The organism is Alphaproteobacteria bacterium, from assembly GCA_016870095.1.
Taxonomy (GTDB): Bacteria; Pseudomonadota; Alphaproteobacteria; order Paracaedibacterales; family VGCI01; genus VGCI01.
This window is the reverse complement of record VGCI01000007.1, coordinates 46767-66234: the sequence shown is the minus strand read 5'-3', so window position 1 is coordinate 66234 and position 19468 is coordinate 46767. Positions and strand designations below refer to the sequence as shown.

16 protein-coding genes and 1 tRNA gene are annotated in these 19468 nt (G+C 41.1%); 12 read left to right on the top strand and 5 right to left on the bottom strand.

Going from position 1 to position 19468, the window contains the following annotated elements:
- Nucleotide 1 precedes the first annotated feature (1 nt).
- The 6 genes from surE (at nt 2) to FJX03_06405 (ending at nt 5912) form a co-directional block, all read left to right on the top strand.
- Nucleotides 2-760, top strand: a complete 759-nt coding sequence (gene surE / locus FJX03_06430; GenBank protein ID MBM3633320.1) for a 5'/3'-nucleotidase SurE — start codon at nt 2-4, stop codon at nt 758-760.
- Entirely contained in the window at nt 757-1731 is a 975-nt protein-coding gene (locus tag FJX03_06425; GenBank protein ID MBM3633319.1) for a M23 family metallopeptidase, read from the top strand. The genes surE and FJX03_06425 overlap by 4 nt, the downstream gene beginning before the upstream one ends.
- Nucleotides 1732-1772: 41 nt before the next feature.
- Nucleotides 1773-2183 (top strand): preprotein translocase subunit YajC, encoded by a 411-nt coding sequence (gene yajC, locus FJX03_06420; protein MBM3633318.1) that lies wholly within the window; start codon nt 1773-1775, stop codon nt 2181-2183.
- 4 nt (nt 2184-2187) lie between these two features.
- On the top strand, nt 2188-3795 hold the full coding sequence (gene secD, locus FJX03_06415) for a protein translocase subunit SecD (protein ID MBM3633317.1): 1608 nt from the start codon (nt 2188-2190) through the stop codon (nt 3793-3795).
- A gap of 15 nt (nt 3796-3810) precedes the next feature.
- Nucleotides 3811-4752 (top strand): protein translocase subunit SecF, encoded by a 942-nt coding sequence (gene secF, locus FJX03_06410; protein ID MBM3633316.1) that lies wholly within the window; start codon nt 3811-3813, stop codon nt 4750-4752.
- Between the two features lie 176 nt (nt 4753-4928).
- Nucleotides 4929-5912: a hypothetical protein gene (locus tag FJX03_06405; protein MBM3633315.1), complete on the top strand. Its 984-nt coding sequence runs from the start codon at nt 4929-4931 to the stop codon at nt 5910-5912.
- A 14-nt stretch (nt 5913-5926) separates the two neighbouring features.
- Here FJX03_06405 and FJX03_06400 read toward each other — a convergent pair whose 3' ends face one another.
- Nucleotides 5927-9238, bottom strand: a complete 3312-nt coding sequence (locus tag FJX03_06400) for a tetratricopeptide repeat protein (protein MBM3633314.1) — start codon at nt 9236-9238, stop codon at nt 5927-5929.
- A 353-nt stretch (nt 9239-9591) separates the two neighbouring features.
- Between FJX03_06400 and FJX03_06395 the strand changes: the two genes are divergently transcribed.
- Complete coding sequence (locus tag FJX03_06395; GenBank protein ID MBM3633313.1) at nt 9592-9819, top strand: hypothetical protein; 228 nt, start codon at nt 9592-9594, stop codon at nt 9817-9819.
- A 315-nt stretch (nt 9820-10134) separates the two neighbouring features.
- Here FJX03_06395 and FJX03_06390 read toward each other — a convergent pair whose 3' ends face one another.
- The 4 genes from FJX03_06390 to FJX03_06375 form a co-directional block, all read right to left on the bottom strand.
- The gene (locus FJX03_06390; GenBank protein ID MBM3633312.1) at nt 10135-10926 is read right to left on the bottom strand and encodes a DUF2497 domain-containing protein; all 792 of its coding nucleotides are present in this window, start codon (nt 10924-10926) and stop codon (nt 10135-10137) included.
- 347 nt (nt 10927-11273) lie between these two features.
- Nucleotides 11274-12929: a TolC family outer membrane protein gene (locus FJX03_06385; protein MBM3633311.1), complete on the bottom strand. Its 1656-nt coding sequence runs from the start codon at nt 12927-12929 to the stop codon at nt 11274-11276.
- Between the two features lie 212 nt (nt 12930-13141).
- Complete coding sequence (locus FJX03_06380) at nt 13142-13477, bottom strand: sulfurtransferase (protein MBM3633310.1); 336 nt, start codon at nt 13475-13477, stop codon at nt 13142-13144.
- The gene (locus tag FJX03_06375; GenBank protein MBM3633309.1) at nt 13477-14286 is read right to left on the bottom strand and encodes a protein-L-isoaspartate O-methyltransferase; all 810 of its coding nucleotides are present in this window, start codon (nt 14284-14286) and stop codon (nt 13477-13479) included. Before FJX03_06375 ends, FJX03_06380 begins: the two co-directional genes overlap by 1 nt.
- 7 nt (nt 14287-14293) lie before the next feature.
- Here FJX03_06375 and FJX03_06370 point away from each other — a divergent pair.
- From FJX03_06370 to FJX03_06350, 5 genes are all read left to right on the top strand, one after another.
- A tRNA-Cys gene (locus FJX03_06370) sits at nt 14294-14367 on the top strand.
- Nucleotides 14368-14527: 160 nt separating this feature from the next.
- Nucleotides 14528-16279: an arginine--tRNA ligase gene (locus FJX03_06365; protein ID MBM3633308.1), complete on the top strand. Its 1752-nt coding sequence runs from the start codon at nt 14528-14530 to the stop codon at nt 16277-16279.
- On the top strand, nt 16280-17659 hold the full coding sequence (locus FJX03_06360) for a hypothetical protein (protein MBM3633307.1): 1380 nt from the start codon (nt 16280-16282) through the stop codon (nt 17657-17659).
- Nucleotides 17660-17717: 58 nt separating this feature from the next.
- Nucleotides 17718-18791: a beta-N-acetylhexosaminidase gene (gene nagZ, locus FJX03_06355; protein MBM3633306.1), complete on the top strand. Its 1074-nt coding sequence runs from the start codon at nt 17718-17720 to the stop codon at nt 18789-18791.
- Nucleotides 18792-19466 (top strand): site-2 protease family protein, encoded by a 675-nt coding sequence (locus FJX03_06350; GenBank protein ID MBM3633305.1) that lies wholly within the window; start codon nt 18792-18794, stop codon nt 19464-19466.
- Nucleotides 19467-19468 lie beyond the last annotated feature (2 nt).

Here is a 19468-nt window from a genome sequence, read left to right as displayed (position 1 = left end):
TATGCGTATTTTGTTAAGCAATGATGATGGTATTCATGCTCCCGGATTAAAGACTCTAGAAAAGATTGCGCGTGAACTCTCAGATGATGTGTGGATCGTCGCTCCCGAACTCGATCAAAGCGGTGCCAGTCACTCTTTAACTTTGCGAGACCCACTACGCATCCGAGAGATATCCCCGCGGCGGTTTGCCATTAGTGGAACACCCACAGATTGTGTAATGATTGCTAAAAAGCATATTTTAAAAGATCATCCGCCCACTCTTGTGCTATCTGGAATTAACCATGGTAGCAATATGGCCGAAGATATTACGTATTCAGGAACAGTCGCTGCTGCTATGGAAGCAGCACTTTTAGGAATTCCTGCCATAGCGTTAAGCATTGTGACGTCTCACGCACATCCAACAAAATGGGCGACGGCAGAACACTACGCGCCAGATATTATCCGACGCTTGCTTAAAATTAAATTTCAAGACAATATCTTTGTAAATATTAATTTCCCAGATCTTATTGCCTCTTCCGTCAAAGGAATTGCGATAACCAAGCAGGGTCAACGACGCCTTGTCGGAAATTTGGAAGAGCATGTTGATCCCCGGGGTCGACAGTATTACTGGATTGGTGCTATTCACTATGATGGAAGTGGAGATGAGGGAACAGACCTCAAGGCGAATTCAAATGGTTTGATTTCTGTAACCCCGCTTTCTTTAGATTTTACGCATCGGGAAACAATGAAACAGTTAGAAAGGGTGTTTACACAATCATGAAAAAGCAAAAAACAACTCTCGTGGCTCTTGTCATTTTAGCCTTAGGTATTTTAAGTGGATGTACCTCACGTAATGGCCCTCCTGCTTCTGTTCATTATGATAAATCTGCCAGCCCATACCATGTGGTTAAGAAAGGGGATAGCATTGCCTCTATTGCCAAAAAATATGGAATGGATAAACGCGAACTTATTCGCACAAATGGTTTAGAATCTCCTTACCGAATCGTTAAAGGGCAGCGTTTGCTTGTACGCCCTCATAAAGCCAGAAGATCCACTGAAGAATTTGTAGATGATTCAGATGGTCCCATTTCTGAAGAAGTCGGTCATATTCCAGAAGAAGATGGCGTTCAAGTTAAACAATTAGCCCCTGTAACTGGTCTTGCTAGCCAGGCTTTAAATTCTGGCGAAATATCTTCTGATGGTAGAGAAAATCCTGAAGTGGATGATGAGGGAGAGAGCCTCCGATCAGATGAAAATCAAGACTCTCAACAAAACCAAAAATATGATGAAGACAAAATTGACGAAGCTGAGGGGCGTGGGAAGCATCGCAATGTTGACCAACCCTCCAGCATGCCAAAACCCCCTCCTGCAGCTGGCAAATACATTCAACCTGCCAAGGGAAATATTATAAAAAATTATAGTAAGTCTGGAAAAGGAGGCGTGCCTCAACATGATGGAATTACAATTGCCGCTCCAAAAGGATCACCTGTTGTTGCCGCAAATAATGGTGTTGTCGGTAGTGTTGGAAACCATTTGCGAGGTTACGGAAACGTCGTCCTTGTTAAACATAATGATGGAAAAATGACCGTTTATGCTCACTTGGAAAAAATCATTGTTCGCAAAGGCGATGTCGTATCTGCCGGTCAAAAGATAGGAACCGTTGGCCAATCCGGCAAGGCTGCTAATCCTCAACTTTATTTTCAAATGCGTGAAGGGACCAAAATTGTTGATCCCAATAACTTCTTAGGTTAATAGTGTAATAATATGTTCAAATTTTTTAGGAGAAATACGTTATGGGAACTAGCTTTGATATGATGGGCATATTGCCTTTTGCGGCTATGATTGTTGTTGTATACTTTATCATGCTGCGCCCTCAACAACAAAAGGTGAAAATGCACCAAAACATGATTGCTAACTTGCGTCGTGGCGACCGAGTGGTCACAAGTGGGGGTTTAATTGGGACCGTTTCTAAAATTGTCAGTGATAAAGAAGTGCAACTCGAAATAGCGGATGATATTCGCGTTCGACATGTCAAAGGACATATTACAGAAGTTTTGGCGAAAACAGACCCCATAAACCTTAACGAATCTATTGATTCCATATCGTCTAAAGATAACTTTAACAATGCCATTGTCAAAAGAACAAGTACCACAAAGTCGAAAATGACACGCAAAGCTCCTGCTAATCGAGCTACAGGAAAGTAAAAGCATGATATATATCTCCCGATGGAAGATTTTTTCTATTCTTTCGGTTTGTTTGGTAGGGTTTTTGTTTGCTCTCCCAAATATATTACCGCCAACTCTTTTTCAAAAACTTCCCGAAGTTTTCCAAAAAACTATCAACCTTGGATTAGAGTTGCGAGGCGGTTCGCATCTTCAATTAGAAGTTGACCTTAAATCTGTTTTGAAAGAGCAACTGCTTAATACCCTTGACGAAGTTCGGGCCACTTTGCGAAAAGAGAAAATAGGCTATGCGGGGCTTGCCATAAATTTGCCACAATCGAGTGTTGTATTCTCGTTACGAGATGTAAAAGGCGACCCTACTCAACAAGATAAGGTCCTTAAACTTCTTAAAAAACTTGATCCCCAAGCCACTATTGTTATTACGCCCGATGGGCAAGGATCTCTCACACTCTCTCCAGAATCAATTCAACAGCGCAACAAAGCTGTTGTAGAACAATCGATTGAAGTTGTCCGCCGACGCATAGACGAAACCGGCACGAAAGAACCCTTGCTACAACGCCAGGGAAATGACCGCATCATAGTTCAACTTCCCGGCGTTGAAGATCCTGCTGAAGTAAAGCGTTTGATTGGGCGTACAGCCAAGATGACATTCCGCATGGTTGATGAGGAAGCTGGTCCTATAGATATATCACCCAGCGGCCAACCGAGAGCCAATGTGTCCCCAGGATCAGAAATATTAAAACTAGAAGATAAGTCGGCGAGAGCAAGTTTCATCGTGATAAAAAAGCAAGTCGGTATCAGTGGAGATAATTTAATCGATGCTCAAGCTACTTTTGAACGTGATGGGGGAACGCCTGCTGTTAGTTTAAAATTTAATGCGATAGGAGCCCGAAAATTTGCAGACCTATCAGGCAACAATATCGGCAGACGGTTCGCTATAGTACTGGATGACAAGGTCATTAGTGCTCCCGTGTTCCGTAGCCTGATTCCCAATGGCGAAGGCATTATCAGCGGAAACTTTACCACACAAGAAACTCACGAACTGTCTCTACTTTTAAGAGCAGGCGCTCTGCCTGCCCCCTTAAATGTTATTGAGGAGCGTACCGTTGGTCCAAGTATGGGAGCAGACTCGATTCGAGACGGTCAATTGGCAACAGTATTAGCCTTCATTTTTGTTGCGATCTTTATGATTGCCAATTACTCCCTATTTGGTTTGTACGCTGATATTGCCTTAGGGTTTAACTTAATCTTCTTGTTTGCAGCACTGTCCTTATTACAAGCGACATTAACTCTGCCAGGAATTGCAGGTATCGCCCTCACCATTGGTATGGCAGTTGATGCAAACGTACTCATTTATGAACGTATTAAAGAAGAGCTACGCAATGGGTTGCGTCCTGTTGCCGCCGTTGAAGCTGGATATACACGCGCGATAACAACCATTGTAGACTCAAATCTCACCACACTTATTGGGGCGGCTGTTCTATTTGAATTTGGAACAGGACCTATCCGTGGATTTGCCGTGACTTTGGCTTTGGGAATCGTGATCTCGCTTTTCACGTCTCTGTCCCTTACTCGTCTTATTATCGTGACTTGGCTGCGTCGACGCGGAACTGTCACTTCACTGCCCATTTAAAGAGGCCTTACTACTATGTCAATTCGTCTCATACCATATAATACAAAGATAGACTTTGTTGGATTTCGTTACGTTACCTTCACACTCTCTTTGGCCGTTATTATCATATCCGTCTTAAGCTTTGGTTTTAAGGGACTCAATTATGGCATCGATTTTCGCGGTGGGTATATTCTTGAAGTCCGTCTGCCTGAAAAACCAAATGTTCCTGAGCTACGAACAAAAATTGAGAAACTGGGATTGGGCGAAGTTTCCTTGCAAGACTTTGGGAAAGATAATACCTTACTCATTCGTTTAGAAAGGCATGATGAAAAGGGCAAGGAAGATTCTACTGTTCAAGCAGAAACCTTAGGAAAAATAAAAAGTGTACTGGGTGCGGGGGTTGATTATCGACGTGTAGAAACCATTGGTCCCAAAGTTGGAGGTGAACTCATCCGAAATGCTTTATATGCCATTGGTTTTGCTCTCCTTGCTATGCTCCTTTATATTGCTGTGCGGTTTGAATGGCAATTTGCAGCTTGTGCAATCATGGCATTAATGCACGACTGTATCGCTATTTTAGGCCTTTTCTCAGTCTTTCCTTTAGAATTTAATGAGAATGCTGTTATCGCCATATTGATTACGGCCGGCTACTCAATCAATGATACCATCGTCATTTTTGATCGTATTAGAGAAAATATCCGTAAATACAAAAAGATGAATTTGGGAGAACTCGTCAATAAAAGTCTTAACGAGACTCTTACTCGTACCCTTCTGACAGCTTCCACCACACTGCTTGCCCTTTTAGCCCTATATTTTTGGGGCGGCAAGGTCATTTCAACTTTTACCCTACCCATCATTATCGGAATTATCATTGGATCATTCTCTTCTATTTGCTTAGCAGCGCCTCTTCTTCTTTATCTACACTTAAAGCGAGGGGAAGACGTTTCTTTACAAGACTCTATTGTCCGCGCAAATTAAACTTTTGACCGTTCAATTGATTGTTTTAAAGCGATACCAAAAGAAAAGAAAGGCAATAATAGTGGGAAGGAAGTAACCCAAAATATTCCTTTTTTTTCAGCCACATATTTATGTATACAAACAGAATTTAATATGTAATAGAATGAGGGTGAGTTGCAACGCAAAAGAGTTGGCTAATGAACCAAATTCTTTTACAAGTTTTAGCGCAAGATCCCATGAAAACGCCGGGTATATGCCTAAGTTTTCGGTGGTTAGTGCCGTTGTTTCCCCATCTTGAAACAGTCAGTGGGTGGTTTGTTTTCCCCCTGTTGGGCACCTGGCTCGGGTGCTTATTCCTAGACATCAATGACTTATGCGATCAGCTGTTCTCTTTCACAGGATTATTATACTTCAGCACAATTGTGAGCATGATTCCCAAACCAAATACGTCTTCAAAATTGTGGATCAATACTAACCTCTTTACCATTGTTTGCTATGCCGTGTATTTTGCTGAGCTCGCAATCGTTGCCCACTTATGTCTAGACCTTGAATATTCTGTAAGCTGGCTCTTCAGCCTCAGTTTTTCAACAATTTCCATTTTCATGTTCTATGGAATTCTTCATATATTTGGATTCAGCACACCCGCTTATCTGAAAACAATTGCGACAATATGCCTTGTAACGGACGTCGGCAGTATATTAGCATTAGGTATTATATCACCATTTTGGAGCCATTATGTAGCCTCAGGAGCAAGTATTTTTTTCTTTATATATTTTTTGTATCCCTATCGCCGCCCCTTAATATCTTTTGGATTGCCAATCACTCTCTTGCAGCGAGATACAAACTTATCGATTTTGCGATGCTTATTTTGGGGGGCCTTGACTGTTTGGGCAGATTACATTGCTTTAACGCCGTTTTACATTCTCGAAATGATTTTAACGTGTGAAAGCCACAACAAACACGATTCTGTCCTGAATTACTGTAGGAATTGGTACACAACCCACAAATTCAAACTATGGGAAAATATGGGAAATTTCACCCTAAGATTACTTTACTACCCAAAAATTATGGGAAAGTTTTGCACACAAAAAAAGGCGCTTTCTGGTGATTATTTCAATTCTGGTGGTCGCCCGGTTCTTTTTATGAAATCTCGATCCTTTTTATATTCGCGAAAATTATGACCGGAAAAGTTTAACTAAGTGGTCAACGTTTTCAATTTCGTATTGATACGTTGTATGTGAGGTGAATTTTCCTGAAAAGAATTTTTGACAATTCTCAAGGCTTGATTTAAATACTCGACGCTCTGATTTTTAAAAATTTGTTCTTGTTTATGATCAGACTCACTGTTGGCTTGGTTTGCTTTTTTCAAATAAAGATCAGCTAAATTTTCCAAACATATGTATCCTTCGGGATAGTCTCTTTGCTGGTATATGAGTAACGCTTTGTTTAGCCAATCTTCAGCAACATCCATATCCCCTTCCAAACAGTAGGCCTCTCCTAAAAGGCGCATAACGTGAGCCGTATCTACATGCTTTTTACCAAAATTCATTTCGAAAATGGCTAGACTTTTTTTCAAGAGCTTTTTGGCTTTTTGGTAATCGCCTGTTTGAATGTAAACTTTCCCCAAGGAAGCTAAATCCGCCCCTACAAAGACATGATCCTCAGCAAAATATTTTCGATAAATTAATTGACTTTGTTTTAAAAGACTTTCAGCTTTTTCATAATCTCCCAGCAACACATACAAATTTCCTAAATAACCCAAAACCCAAGAAACCCCGACGTAGTCATCCGACTGTATTTTGTAAATATTCAAGCTATCTTCCAATAATACCTTTGCTTTTTCATAATCGCCAAGAATAGTATAAACACTTCCCAGCTTAGCAAGAATCCAAGCATGCCCAATTTCTTCAGGAGCATGCTTTTTATAAATATTTAAACTCTGTTCCAAGAGATCCTTCGAAACTTTATAATCCCCCAAATCGCGATAAACTGAGCCTAAATATCCTAAAACGCGTGCACTGCGAAGATAATTAGGATGTTTAGAATAAATATCAAGACTTTGTGTTAGCAAAGCTTTGGCTTTACTATAGTCACCCACTGAACGATAGAAATTTCCTAAATAAATTAAAAGAAGAGCCTTTTTTTCATGATTCTCACCATAAATCTGAGTGAGATTTTCAAGGTTTCTTTCCAACAGCTTTTTGGCTTTGACGTTGTGCCGTAAATAATAGTATATGCATCCTAAAGCACCTCCAATTGAACTTTTAGTCTCCGGATTTAGCAAATCGTCCCGATTCAAAAAAGCCTCACAATGCGGCACAAGAAGCTTCATTCTGGAAAAGTCTTCTTTATCAATTGCTTTGACCATATAGGTTTCCAAATTATTACTTATGGTCTGTATGAGAGAACTTTGCGGTGTTAATTCTAGTGATTTTGATAGGTACGCTAAAATTATTTCTTGCGCATTTTTGTGTAAGGAAAAGGTTGAATGGGAATTATCAAAAGATTCAGTTGTAATCAAAGAGTATTTTTTTAGATTGTAAATAAAGTTGTCAACGACTGTATCACCTTTCAACGTTGAAAGCAGGGCATTAGGAATGTTCCTATAATCAAGCAAACTACTATATACCAAAAGATCTCGAAAATCCTTATGAGTATCTATAAGTTGGATGGCAGACAATGTAATTATATTATTGCGTGTTTTGGTATAGCCACTCGCTTCTTTAACCACATCCGCTTGAATATTTTGAAAATCCTTATTATCTTCGTTCAATCTTTTCAAATACTTTTCATAAGAAATGTTTGTCGATTTTAAGTAGTATCCTGCAATGGAGACATCCAAAGGAAAGGGAGGAATTTCATTTAAAAACTTGTTAGCTTCTTCCTCTTGAGCGGGGGTAAATTTTTGGTTTTTTTCCGTACACATAATCTTAATAAATAAGTTAAGTTTTTCTTTGGGGGATAACTCGCCAATATAGATGAAGTTATTGATTAAATTATTGTTTTTTGTATTGCCATTACTGGTGGTAACAATAATTTTTCCATTGCCCCAAACATTGCTATCATACGGGAAAAATTTTTGAATATCGGTAAATCTTTCTACATTATCATAAATGAGAAACCAATTTGAAGATGCCTTCAATTTCTCTTTAACAAAGGAGATGATTTTTTCATCCTTCTCAACGTTATTTTTTATATTCTGTAGGGCTTGGAGTACCTTACGTTCTTGCTCTGATGTACATAAAGTATAAGCAAGACTCTCAAAAGACGCCATTAAGCTTTCTCTGGTAGATGCGCTAATTTCCCAAACAACTTTATTTTTTTGCTGAAGCGCAAACCGTCGAGCAATTGTTGACTTACCAGCACCACCAATGCCCACAATAGCAACAACTTGTATGCCATCATTACCTTTAAGACCTTCTTCAATTTTTTTCATGATTTGCGGGCGAGCCAAATATGTATTTTCTGAAGGCACTATCAGATCTGAACGAATGGAGCGGTTGATTTTGCTTTCTGCTTTTGCCAGCCCAATCCCTATGTCGTAGTTGGTGACATATAATCCCACGCCCAAAGAGACCAGCACTATTGTCGAGATTGATATTAACTTTGTAATTTCTTTTTTTGCGATTGAAAGAAAGGAACGCTGACTTTTGAAAGAGTTATCTTTGATTATCGTCTCTTTTTCAGCAATTTCTGAGTGTAATTCCTGCCTACAGTCAAACTTTGAAACAATGAGGGAGAGATCAACTTGGGAAATAAGTTTTTTAAGTAAATTGAAAAAGTACAAGTAGTACGTATTTCGGGACTCAAAGAATATTGATTTTGTTTTCAGGCTAGGGCTAAACGTAGAAGGTACGTTCGCATTATAAAATACATACGTAACATTTCCTGAGTTTACAAAATGGGAAGGGAGCATTTTATTAACCGCACAGATTTGCTCGTCATCTTCCTTTGGTAAGCTTGTAACAAATCCTGGAGAAAAAACATAAATGAGACGATCATTAGAAGATGAATTCCCTAAATTTAGGAAAGAATTTTGATGATGTACGTCCCCTTGTTCTATTAAACTGACATTAATTCCACATAAGTTAAGATGCGTTTTAAGACTTTTGATAAAGAGACTTTGAGAATGTTGTTGGGAATCACATACAAGATAACAATGTATGCCCTTGTCTTTGATTAAGAGATTAACTTCTCTCAAAACGCGGTAAAAATTAAATTGCAGAAGAAGAATTCTATAATGCTTTTTAATGAGATTAATATGGTTGTGCTTCTCGAGAAAGTCAATGATACCTTCCCGCGAATTCGTATCCATTTTCCGCATGACATTTGCTGTATGCGTCTCAACAGTTCGTGTTGAAATTGATAAGAGGGAGGCAATTTTGCTTGAACCTCTTGTATGAAAAATGAAGGTAATGACATCTATTTCTCGATGGGTAAATTTAATCCCATTTATCGTGAGCAAACGATCGTCGTAAGGAGGAATTAAAATATTGTTGGTTTCCATTGTTTTTCCTATTAGCTCATTTTAAAAGTCCCGAAATTTCTTTCTTCTTTTAATCCTTACCAAGTCTTATTCACTACCTATCCAATAATAGTAGTAGTCGGGTTCTATATCATCGTCAATGTCGCCCAATGGCGCGGGTAAGACTTATTTTTATTTGCTATCAGCTTTTTAAAGCTGATCACGTAATGTTTACGAAACATACGATCTAACATCCCCGTGTAGAGACCAAAACACTATACGTAAACTGTACGTAGGTAAGATACTTACGCTGATTTTCCGGATAAAACACTCTCCTTATTTTAATCTAGAGTGGAAATATAGGAAAAATATTAAGAATTGTAAAGGAGGGATCCATGATACCCACTCGCAAAAGAGCCTGTCTAGAAGTGGTTTTCGTAGTACTCATTCTTACCCTCCAGTATGCTTACGGAGAAGATAATCTTATAAACATGCGATATGTGTCATCCCTTTATCGAAAGAATAAAACAGGTATTATGACACCCGAATTTGATTCTGAAGAGCCTATAGAACAAATACCTAACCGACAAATTGTAGCGAAGATGGGACTAAATGACGCATAACCTATAGTTGAAATGAAGAAAAATAATATAAATTCTAAGGAGAAACAATAATGTATCCTATCCTCATCCTATTATTAGGGCTACTCTGTGTAACAATAAATCCCACAGACCTCCCTAGTAATATACCGTCTGCAAAGCTCGAACCATAAAAAGATATTTTTTAAAACTTCTTCACACTCTCATACGTAATTTTTCTCACTTATTACAAGTAACGAATAGGACAGTAATGAAAACTACAATAATCTTGAAAGAAGCGTGCCTCAATAGATAAACCGTAAGGTTTTTGAGGAAAGTCGATTTTTGAAAGGGATAGGTTTATCCCAGGTGTTTTGTAATTCGCTTGATTTCTTTTGCCACCATCTCTTCAACAAGTGAAGGAAGATGGGTATCAATCCATTGCTTAATCATTGGCCGAATTAAATCTTGAATCAACTGATCAAGCGTCACATTCCGCTGATCTGCTAAACTAGGTGATTTCTTGGGAATAGACTTTGAAGCTTGGGCCAAACGCATTAAAGAGCTTGCTGAAGCTGCCATCACTTGCGTAGATCCCAATGTTTCTTCACCTTCTATAGAATAAGATCCCTTTAAGGGAGAACGCAGAGATTTTTCCGCCTTTTTAGTGTCAATAGGGTTGGTCAAAGTCATAATAGACTCTTCAAGAACTTTCTTACCCAATTGTGTTCGAGAAGGAGGCGTCCATGCACTCTGATGTTGCGAGGTCTGCTGGGGGGAATGTCCAGATGATAGGGGACTTTTCAATTCCAAAATATCATGATCATAGAGAGGCACCGCTCCCTGATGTTGGTGATTGACTTGAGACGCATGAGAACGCGTCTCATTTTGAAGATCAAAGATAGGAGGCGTAAAACTGTCTTTTGTCACGGTCGCAACCTGCGGACGAACTTCTCTCTCGGCTTGAATCGCTGATGTATTATGAGAATGAGGAAGGTCTGTAGCCGGAGGGACAACAGACTGTGACAAATCTCTCTTATAACATTTTTGTTTGTTAGAATCTTCAGGAGGATTATCCGTAACAAATTTACGGATTGAGGCTAGGATTTCCTCCATCGACATCTCATCTTCATGGTCGCGCTTCGGCGTCATTACTCTTTCCTCTGGTAAAAATCATTATAATATAAAAATAGTCTACACCGAACGATACAGAATATTCCAGAACTAGATTTTAGTCGCATGTCTTTTTAATAAATAAGAACCGTATTTACAAGAAAAAAGCCCATAATAAATGTTCTCTTTTCAGTTGCCCATCCCATTGGCATTTCTGCAGGGACTTAGATAAGTGAAGACATAACACCTCTACTAAGAGGTACAAACTATTTTTTGAATATTTATACAAGAAAAAAACCTACCTCACAAATACAAATTGTAAGGTAGGTTCATTGATAAATGATAGCTTACGAGAAAAGAAATTTCCCGAGGAAAATTTTCTTATCTTACCAGCTGTTGCGCACATCCTGATAGTGCACTTGCGGGTCATAGCGTTTTACTTTTAGCTTCATATCCATAGCTGTTAAACGTCCCATGATAGCTAGTACTTTATAAGCATTCTCATGATAGCTTTGTTCAGCTTGAACAAGTCTTAATTGAGCTGACACCAATTCTCGTTGAGCATTCAATACATCCAAAAGAATTTTTGAACCTACCAACATTTCTTGACGTGTCCCCTCAAGACTGACTTGGTCTGACTGAACTTGCGTTTTATAGCTCTTAACGTTCGCTTTCGCTGCCAAATAGGTTTCCCAAGCTGTCACGAGATCCTGAATGATTTCTCGACGTTTTGTTTCAATTTTAATTCGCGACTGTTCCGCAACTTCGCGAAGTTCGCGGGTTCTTCCTCTAAAAGCACCACCTTCATAAAGGGGAACTCTCAAGTTAACAGAGACTTTTTCGGTCGTTTGAAAATCGTGCGTTTGTGTCGGTACAGATTGAAAATTGTATCGATCAATTGTGGTCGAGCGACCGATAGATCCATTAAGATCTATTTTCGGTAATAAATCAGCATCGCTAACTTTGATTGCACTTCGATCAGCTTTTTCTTGATAGATAGCTGCTAAAATTGCTGGGTTATTTTTCTTCGCAATCTCTATAGCTTCTTTCAATCCCTGGGGAAGAATTGCAGGCTCAGCTGGCTTAGTAAGCTTGCCAGGACGAGCTCCCGTTACTCTCTCAAATGTTGCCTCAGCTGACAACAAAGTCGCCTCTGAGGCTTCACGTTCGGCCGTTCCTTGTGCTAAACTTGCTTCAGCTTGGGCGATACTTGTCCGGGTCTCTTCACCAACATCATACTTAGCTCTAGTGGCATCAAGAGTTGCTTTTAAGGATTTCTCGTTACTGCGCCTGTATTCTAATTCGGCTGTTCTTGCGATAACCGCAAAATAAGCCTGTACAGAAGCAAATAAAATTTCTCGTTCTTTATCAGCTAATTGAGATCGAGCGGCTTGAACCAAATTTTCAGCCTGACAAGTCTTCGCAACGGTTTGACCACCATTGAATAAGTTCTGTTGCAAAGTTATGTCCGCTTCTGCTGTTGAATAAGTGTCGCCACTTCGCGTAAGGGTATTCCCATTATCTCCCGTCTCTTTTTTACTGCCAGAGTAAATATCCTTTTCCTTACCGATACTTGCATTTGCATAGACTGTCGGACGCCATCCAGCTAAAGCTTGAGGAACACCTTCATCTTTTGAGCGAACTTGAGCTTGGAGTTCTTTAAGCTCAGTATTGTTTCGATACGCTGCTTCTAAGGCAGATTCAACGTTGTGTACTGTAACTCTTCCCTCAGGCTTGCGAGCCGCGGCAATTTTATCAACTTTATAAGGATTTTCGTCATCCTTTTTAACGGCAGAAATATTATTCTGGTTCTTATTTGAAGCTGGTGTTTTTGCATTTGCAGTCTCACCAGCCAAACTTACATCTATTAATAATGGTGAAGCAGATAGGGCTAATCCCAAAATTCCCAATCTTAAACTCCAGAGTGCCTTGGAATGTTGACTTTTCATTGTTTCAATCCTCTTCTTCGTTGCATTGCACTTTTTCTGACCCATACTCAACAACATCAAAACCTCCAAACTTTCTTGATTTGGGCGCTCCAACCTTGGAACTTTTTCCCCGTTTATATTAAAAGTTTCGAATGAATATTGTTAACAGATGGTTAAGAGTTCCCAAAAAATTAAAAAAATTTTACATGAATATTCTTAATTTATTTTTGCCCTAATTTCATAGAGAAATATTACGTTTGACACAAGTTATGCCTTAAGAATATTCAAACGATTCCCTTCTTATGTTGCAAGAAAAACACACTAAATTAGTATTGTGGCATATCGAGATCAATTTGTTCTGCCCATGCCTGAATACCCCCTTGAATGTTGGCGACACACTCAAAACCTAAACTTTTCAAAAAAAGTGCAGCTTTTAAGCTACGGTATCCATGATGACATAAAGTTACAATAGTCGCCCCCTTAGGAAGTTGATGCCACTCTCGAACAAGATCTCCCAAAGGAATATGAACAAAAGTTGGTAAAGCACACACGGCAACCTCATGCTTTTCACGAACATCGAGAACAATAGGGGGATTCACCGATAATAGGAGATCTCTAAGTTGAAGGACTGTTACCGTTTCAACGGAGAAATCATTTGTCATCATAATTTAAATGTTTCCTTATGATCAAACTCAGGCAACAAAGGACAACTCGCATCAAATTCTGCGACGCGCTCTAACTGATCTTCTTTACGTGTGATCAAAATACCCTGACCAAATGCAAGCTGTCCTCTCTCCGTTTGGCCTTTAACCACGGCAACAAGACGCCCCTGATGAGAGGATAATTGATTTATTAAAACCATGGGGATTTCATCAACTGCACCCTCAATAATAATAACATCATAGGGGGCCCCCTTTGCATAACCTACACTTAATGTCCCTGAAACAACTTGCGTATTAAAAATTTCTTGCTCTGCTGCATAAGCGCGAGCCACATAGGCTAAACCCTCATCGCACTCAACGCCAATGACATGCGCAGCTAGCTGAGCCACCAAGGCAACACTATAACCCGTTCCACACCCAATAATTAAGACTTTATCTGTGGGCAATATTTTAGCAAGCTGTAACAATTTTCCGAGTGTTTGGGGCGCAATAAGCCATCTCTTCGTCGGTGAATCTGGCATTAATGGTAAGTCAGCATCTGCATAAACGATTGACTGAATCACTGGCGGCACAAAAGCTTCACGAGGAACAGTCTCAAAAGCTTGGATCAAACGCGACTCACCCACCCCATTGGGACGTAATTGACAATTAATCATATTCAACCGAGGGTGAGCCCTATCTTTTAATAATCTTTCTGATGGCGGCATATCATCTCTTCTTGACGAAAGGGTTATAAGAGTACTATACGAGAAAAAGGCTTCATGAACTAGCGTTGATTGAGTTAATAAACGATTGTTCACGCTTAACATTAAGCTTGGCCGGGTGGCAGAGTGGTCATGCAGAGGATTGCAAATCCTTGTACGTCGGTTCGATTCCGGTCCCGGCCTCCAAGCTTAATATTAAATTTGATACCTTTCTTAAATATTCTCATCAGCATTCAGCCCCTACTCCTAAAAAATTCACCTGAAATTCATTCCGTATAATTTCTGGTCAATTGAGATGTTTCGTGATATTGAAATGGGTAGAACAATCGAGAGCGCAACAATCACAATGAATGTTTTTCATTTTTTTAAAGAAGCTGTTTTAACAGTTATTCAAAACCTCATTCATGAGGGAATTTTGCCCGATGGCATGGACTTATCGCGCATTACCGTTGATTCTCCTAAAGATATTACCCACGGGGATATGGCGATAAATGCGGCTATGATTTTGGCAAAACCTGCCGGCAAAAACCCGAGAGAGCTTGCTGATATCCTGGCAAAATCTTTCCGTTTATTACCAGATGTCATGCAGGTAGAGATTGCCGGCCCCGGGTTCATCAACATGACATTAACGCCCGAATTTTGGCAACGTCAACTTCTGGATATTTTGAAGCTTGGCCCTGCCTATGGGAGTAGCACGTTGGGTGCCAACCAAAAAATAAATGTTGAGTATGTCTCCGCCAACCCCACAGGCCCCTTGCACACAGGTCATGGACGAAATGCTATTCTGGGAGATGCTATTGCGGCCCTTCTTGCAAAAGTAGGATATGATGTCTGTCGTGAATATTACATTAATGATGCAGGAGGGCAAATTGATGCTCTTGCTCGCTCTGTATATATCCGCTATCGAGAAGCCTTGGGTCATCCCATTGAAGACGGAGATTTTAAGGAGGGAATGTACGCAGCTGATTATTTGGTTCCCGTAGCGAAATCTCTGGCAACGGAAAAAGGTGACCAATGGATTAATCAACCTGAATCCGTATGGATTGAGAAAATTCGTCAGTACACTGTAGAAGCGATGATGAACCTCATTCGCAAGGACTTAGAAGATTTAGGTGTCTATATGGATGTATTCACCTCAGAAAAAAAACTTGTTGAAGGGGGTCGCGTTGAAGAAGCCTTACAAGTTCTCGAAGATAAAGGTGATCTCTATGTTGGTGTTTTAGAGGCTCCCAAAGGTCATAATGTCGAAGATTGGGAGCCCCGCCCCCAAACCTTGTTTCGCGCAACAGCCTATGGGGATGACGTGGACCGGCCTTTAAAGAAATCTGACGGAACTTGGACTTATTTTGCCAGCGACATTGGTTATCATATGGATAAATTTCGTCGCGGTTATAATCAGATGATTGATGTGCTTGGTGCCGATCATGGTGGCTATTTAAAACGCATACAAGCCGCAACGACAGCTGTTACAGCTGGACAAGGTTACGTGGAAGTGAAAAGTTGCCAAATGGTCAATTTCTTAGAAAATGGCGTCCCCCTTAAAATGTCAAAGCGAGCTGGGACTTTTATTAAAGTCAAAGATGTCATCGATCGAGTTGGAAAAGATGTAACTCGGTTCATCATGCTCACCCGTCGCCACGATATGGCAATTGATTTTGACTTTGCAAAAGTTGTCGAGCAAACCCGAGACAACCCAGTGTTTTATGTTCAATATGCCCATGCCCGTGTATATTCCGTACTCCGGCATGGATTAAGCCTTTTTCCCGCCACCTTTAAAGATTTATCAAAAATAAACGTCTCTCTCTTGACCGATGCGTCAGAGTTAGAGATGATGAAGCTATTAGCGAATTGGCCAAAACAAGTTGAAGTTGCTGCAATGGTTCGGGAACCTCACCGAATTGCCTATTTTTTACATGATGTGGCGTCAGCCTTTCATGCATTGTGGAACAAAGGTAAGGATCAAACTCATTTGCGTTTCATCGACCCCGAGAATCCTGCAATAACAGCTGCAAGATTAGCCCTGGTAAAAGGAGCCGCTATTGTTATTGCGTCAGGTCTAGAGTTATTTGGCATTACCCCCCTTGAGGAGATGCGTTAAATGTCCCAGTTCAAAGCCAGATTTTCCTCTCAATCCCCAGCATCTTCAATAAGAGAGGATGATGTAAAATTGAGAATGTCGTCCGATTCTTATGCCCATGAAAATAGGGAATCACCTTATCATCGTCGACAAGCAGACACACAAAACATCAAAAAACTGTCTTTTTGGGGCAATTTAGACTCAGAAAGCAAGGGAGAAGATGAATGGACAGAGCGCCAATCTCCCGCTCCTTTTATTCTAGCCATCGTCATTTTGGTTGTTGCCAGTACTCTCCTCTGGTTTCTTTTTCAATGGGCTGCCGGCGAAAATTCAAATACTCCCCCAATTATTCCTGCAGATACAGCCCCCTTTAAAGTACGTCCAGAAAATCCCGGCGGAATGATGATTCCCCATCAAGATAAGTTAATTTATGGTCGCTTGAGTCAAGACGCACCTCAACCGATTGAACGGTTGTTGCCTCCACCGGAACAGCCTATGGCAGCCCCACCCCCTATGGCAGCGCCCACTCCAGTAGGACCTCTTATGAATGCCCCTCAGCAGAATCCCCCTTCTATGCCGGCACCTCTGATGGCAGCTCCGCCTATGAATGCGCCCCAGCAACACCCCTATCCCCAACACCAAGCCTATCCACCTCAACAACCTGGCTATACCCCTCCTCAACAAGGGTATGCGCCCCAACCACAAGACCAACCTGCCCATCCCACAACAAACCCCGGAATGCAGCAACAAGGGCAACCTCAACATTACACCGTACCCCCACAAGCGCTCTATCCTCAACCTCAACCCTTGCCGGGACAAACACCTTATCCAACGGCCACTATACCTCCGTCCCCTTATGGACCTACTGCGCCCACTGCGCCTGGGGATACTCCACCCAAAATTCCGTTGAAAGACACCTCGAATCCTCTCGTCCCCCAACGTCTTACAACGGTTGAGGAAATTAAACCTGCGGAGGAAATCAAACCGACTCAAGATACGGAAAAAGAGAGTGAAGTAAGCATCGCGCAGGACGAGCGCAATGAGCTGGACCAGCTCATTGCTAAAAATGTTGGCGCTTCAGAAAAGCGTGATGCGCAAAAGCGAGACGAAAAAAACGCTAAATCCGTTCCGATGGGTTCGCAAAAGCACAAAGTTCAAATTGCATCTCTCCCCTCTCGCACTATGGCGGAACAAGAAATGAAGCGCTTGCGTAAAACACACGCATCTCTATTTCAAAACAAACCCTGGAAAGTACAAAGACTGAACTTAGGTGCCGACAAAGGTTCAACACATCGCTTGCTTGTTGGATCTTTTCCCACTCAGGATGCTGCTGCGAAATTTTGTAAAAAATTACGGGCAGAAAAAATTGGATGTCGGGTTATGAGTCCTGCAAATGAGTAGTGAATAATCTGCCATTGGAGATACACTTTGTCTAAAGATGTGAGGAAAGAAGAGATAAATGTCTAACCCAAAGGCTGTAATTTTTGGTTGTCAAACAACCCGCCTTCTCCCTGAGGAAAAAGCTTTTTTCCAAAGGACAAATCCGTTAGGTTTCATTCTTTTTGCCCGTAATTGTGAGTCCGTAGAACAAATACAAGAACTTGTTTATCATTTACGCCAATCCATCAACCGACCCGATGCCCCTATTCTTATTGATCAAGAAGGGGGCCGGGTAGCCCGATTGACACCTCCCAACTGGAGGGCAGCCCCCCCTGCGGGAACATTTGGCATTATGGCTGAGGAAGATCCGGAAAAGGCAAGTTGGTGCACCAAGGCAAACGCGTGGCTTATAGGGCTTGAACTTGCCCGTTTGGGAATCAATGTTAACTGCGCTCCTGTGGTTGATGTCCTTCAGGAAATGACCCACCCTATTATTGGAAATCGGTCTTTTAGTCATCACCCTGATATTGTCGCAACATTAGCCCTTCAATCCATTCGGGGTTTCCAAGAATCAGGAGTCATTCCGGTTATTAAGCATATTCCGGGGCACGGCCATGCCACCGTGGACAGTCACGATAAATTACCCGTTGTCTCAGCATCTTTGGACCATCTTGCCGCTACGGACTTTGAAGCCTTTCGTCAAGTTTGCCAACACTTCAAAAGGCAGTCAGACACTCTTCCGTGGGCCATGACAGCTCACGTTGTTTATAGCGAAATTGACTCTGCCGTCCCTGCAACACAATCTTCCCTTGTTATTGAGAGTGTTATTCGAGGACATATTGGTTTCTCTGGCTTTTTAATCAGCGATTGTATAACTATGAAAGCCCTCGAGGGCAACCTTGGGAAAAGAGCCCGCAACTCCCTAGACGCTGGGTGTGATGCTGTGTTGCATTGCAGTGGCATCCTTGAAGAAATGATTGAAGTCGCCGCTCAAACATCTCCCTTGAAAGCGGAATCCCAAAATCGCCTCAATCGAAGCTTTTTAAACATGCCGCAAAATTCCTTTGAATCTGAAGCAGAAGTATTATACAAACTCGAGCAAAATTTAAACTTAGAAGGATTACAACCTTTATTAGAAAGGAAACAGACGTAAATGGCATCCCAAGCAGGTTTAGAAACAATCGCCTTTCTCGTAGCATTAATCATCGCTATTACGTGTCACGAAGCCGCCCATGGTTTTGTTGCACGATTATTTGGCGATTATACTGCCACAAGACTGGGAAGGGTCACTTTAAATCCTTTCAAACATATTGATCCCTTTGGCACCATCGTTTTACCGGGCTTCATGTTGATAGCCGGCGCGCCATTTTTGTTTGGGTACGCCAAACCCGTGCCCGTAAATTTTGATTATCTGAACCCAAAACGGCTGGGTACAATTCTTGTAGCGGCTGCAGGTCCGGGGATGAACTTAATCTTGGCTTGGATTTCTGCCTTGCTCCTTCACGTCAATTATATTGAAGCTACTTTAGGCAATGAAATTTTAAGAAACTCCATTCGTTTCAACATTGTACTTGCTATATTTAACATGTTACCCTTACCCCCTCTAGACGGTGGACGCGTTCTTATAGGCATTTTGCCAAAACCATTGGGACGAGCTTTGGCAAAACTAGAGCCTTATGGTTTTCTCATTTTACTGGGACTTATTATTCTTCCCAGCATGGTTCTGAAACCCTACTGGGGCATACAACAAGATCCCCTACGAGACATCCTAACACCTGCCATCATGCACCTGACTCGTACAGTTTTATTCTTAGGGGGCCACGGTTAGAT

Excerpts from the sequence above, each read along its gene's own strand:
- surE (MBM3633320.1), top strand. The coding sequence starts at position 2 with ATGCGTATTTTGTTAAGCAATGATGATGGTATTCATGCTCCCGGATTA.
- FJX03_06425 (MBM3633319.1), top strand. The coding sequence starts at position 757 with ATGAAAAAGCAAAAAACAACTCTCGTGGCTCTTGTCATTTTAGCCTTA.
- yajC (MBM3633318.1), top strand. The coding sequence starts at position 1,773 with ATGGGAACTAGCTTTGATATGATGGGCATATTGCCTTTTGCGGCTATG.
- secD (MBM3633317.1), top strand. The coding sequence starts at position 2,188 with ATGATATATATCTCCCGATGGAAGATTTTTTCTATTCTTTCGGTTTGT.
- secF (MBM3633316.1), top strand. The coding sequence starts at position 3,811 with ATGTCAATTCGTCTCATACCATATAATACAAAGATAGACTTTGTTGGA.
- FJX03_06405 (MBM3633315.1), top strand. The coding sequence starts at position 4,929 with ATGAACCAAATTCTTTTACAAGTTTTAGCGCAAGATCCCATGAAAACG.
- FJX03_06400 (MBM3633314.1), bottom strand. The coding sequence starts at position 9,238 with ATGGAAACCAACAATATTTTAATTCCTCCTTACGACGATCGTTTGCTC.
- FJX03_06395 (MBM3633313.1), top strand. The coding sequence starts at position 9,592 with ATGATACCCACTCGCAAAAGAGCCTGTCTAGAAGTGGTTTTCGTAGTA.
- FJX03_06390 (MBM3633312.1), bottom strand. The coding sequence starts at position 10,926 with ATGACGCCGAAGCGCGACCATGAAGATGAGATGTCGATGGAGGAAATC.
- FJX03_06380 (MBM3633310.1), bottom strand. The coding sequence starts at position 13,477 with ATGACAAATGATTTCTCCGTTGAAACGGTAACAGTCCTTCAACTTAGA.
- FJX03_06375 (MBM3633309.1), bottom strand. The coding sequence starts at position 14,286 with ATGTTAAGCGTGAACAATCGTTTATTAACTCAATCAACGCTAGTTCAT.
- FJX03_06365 (MBM3633308.1), top strand. The coding sequence starts at position 14,528 with ATGAATGTTTTTCATTTTTTTAAAGAAGCTGTTTTAACAGTTATTCAA.
- FJX03_06360 (MBM3633307.1), top strand. The coding sequence starts at position 16,280 with ATGTCCCAGTTCAAAGCCAGATTTTCCTCTCAATCCCCAGCATCTTCA.
- nagZ (MBM3633306.1), top strand. The coding sequence starts at position 17,718 with ATGTCTAACCCAAAGGCTGTAATTTTTGGTTGTCAAACAACCCGCCTT.
- FJX03_06350 (MBM3633305.1), top strand. The coding sequence starts at position 18,792 with ATGGCATCCCAAGCAGGTTTAGAAACAATCGCCTTTCTCGTAGCATTA.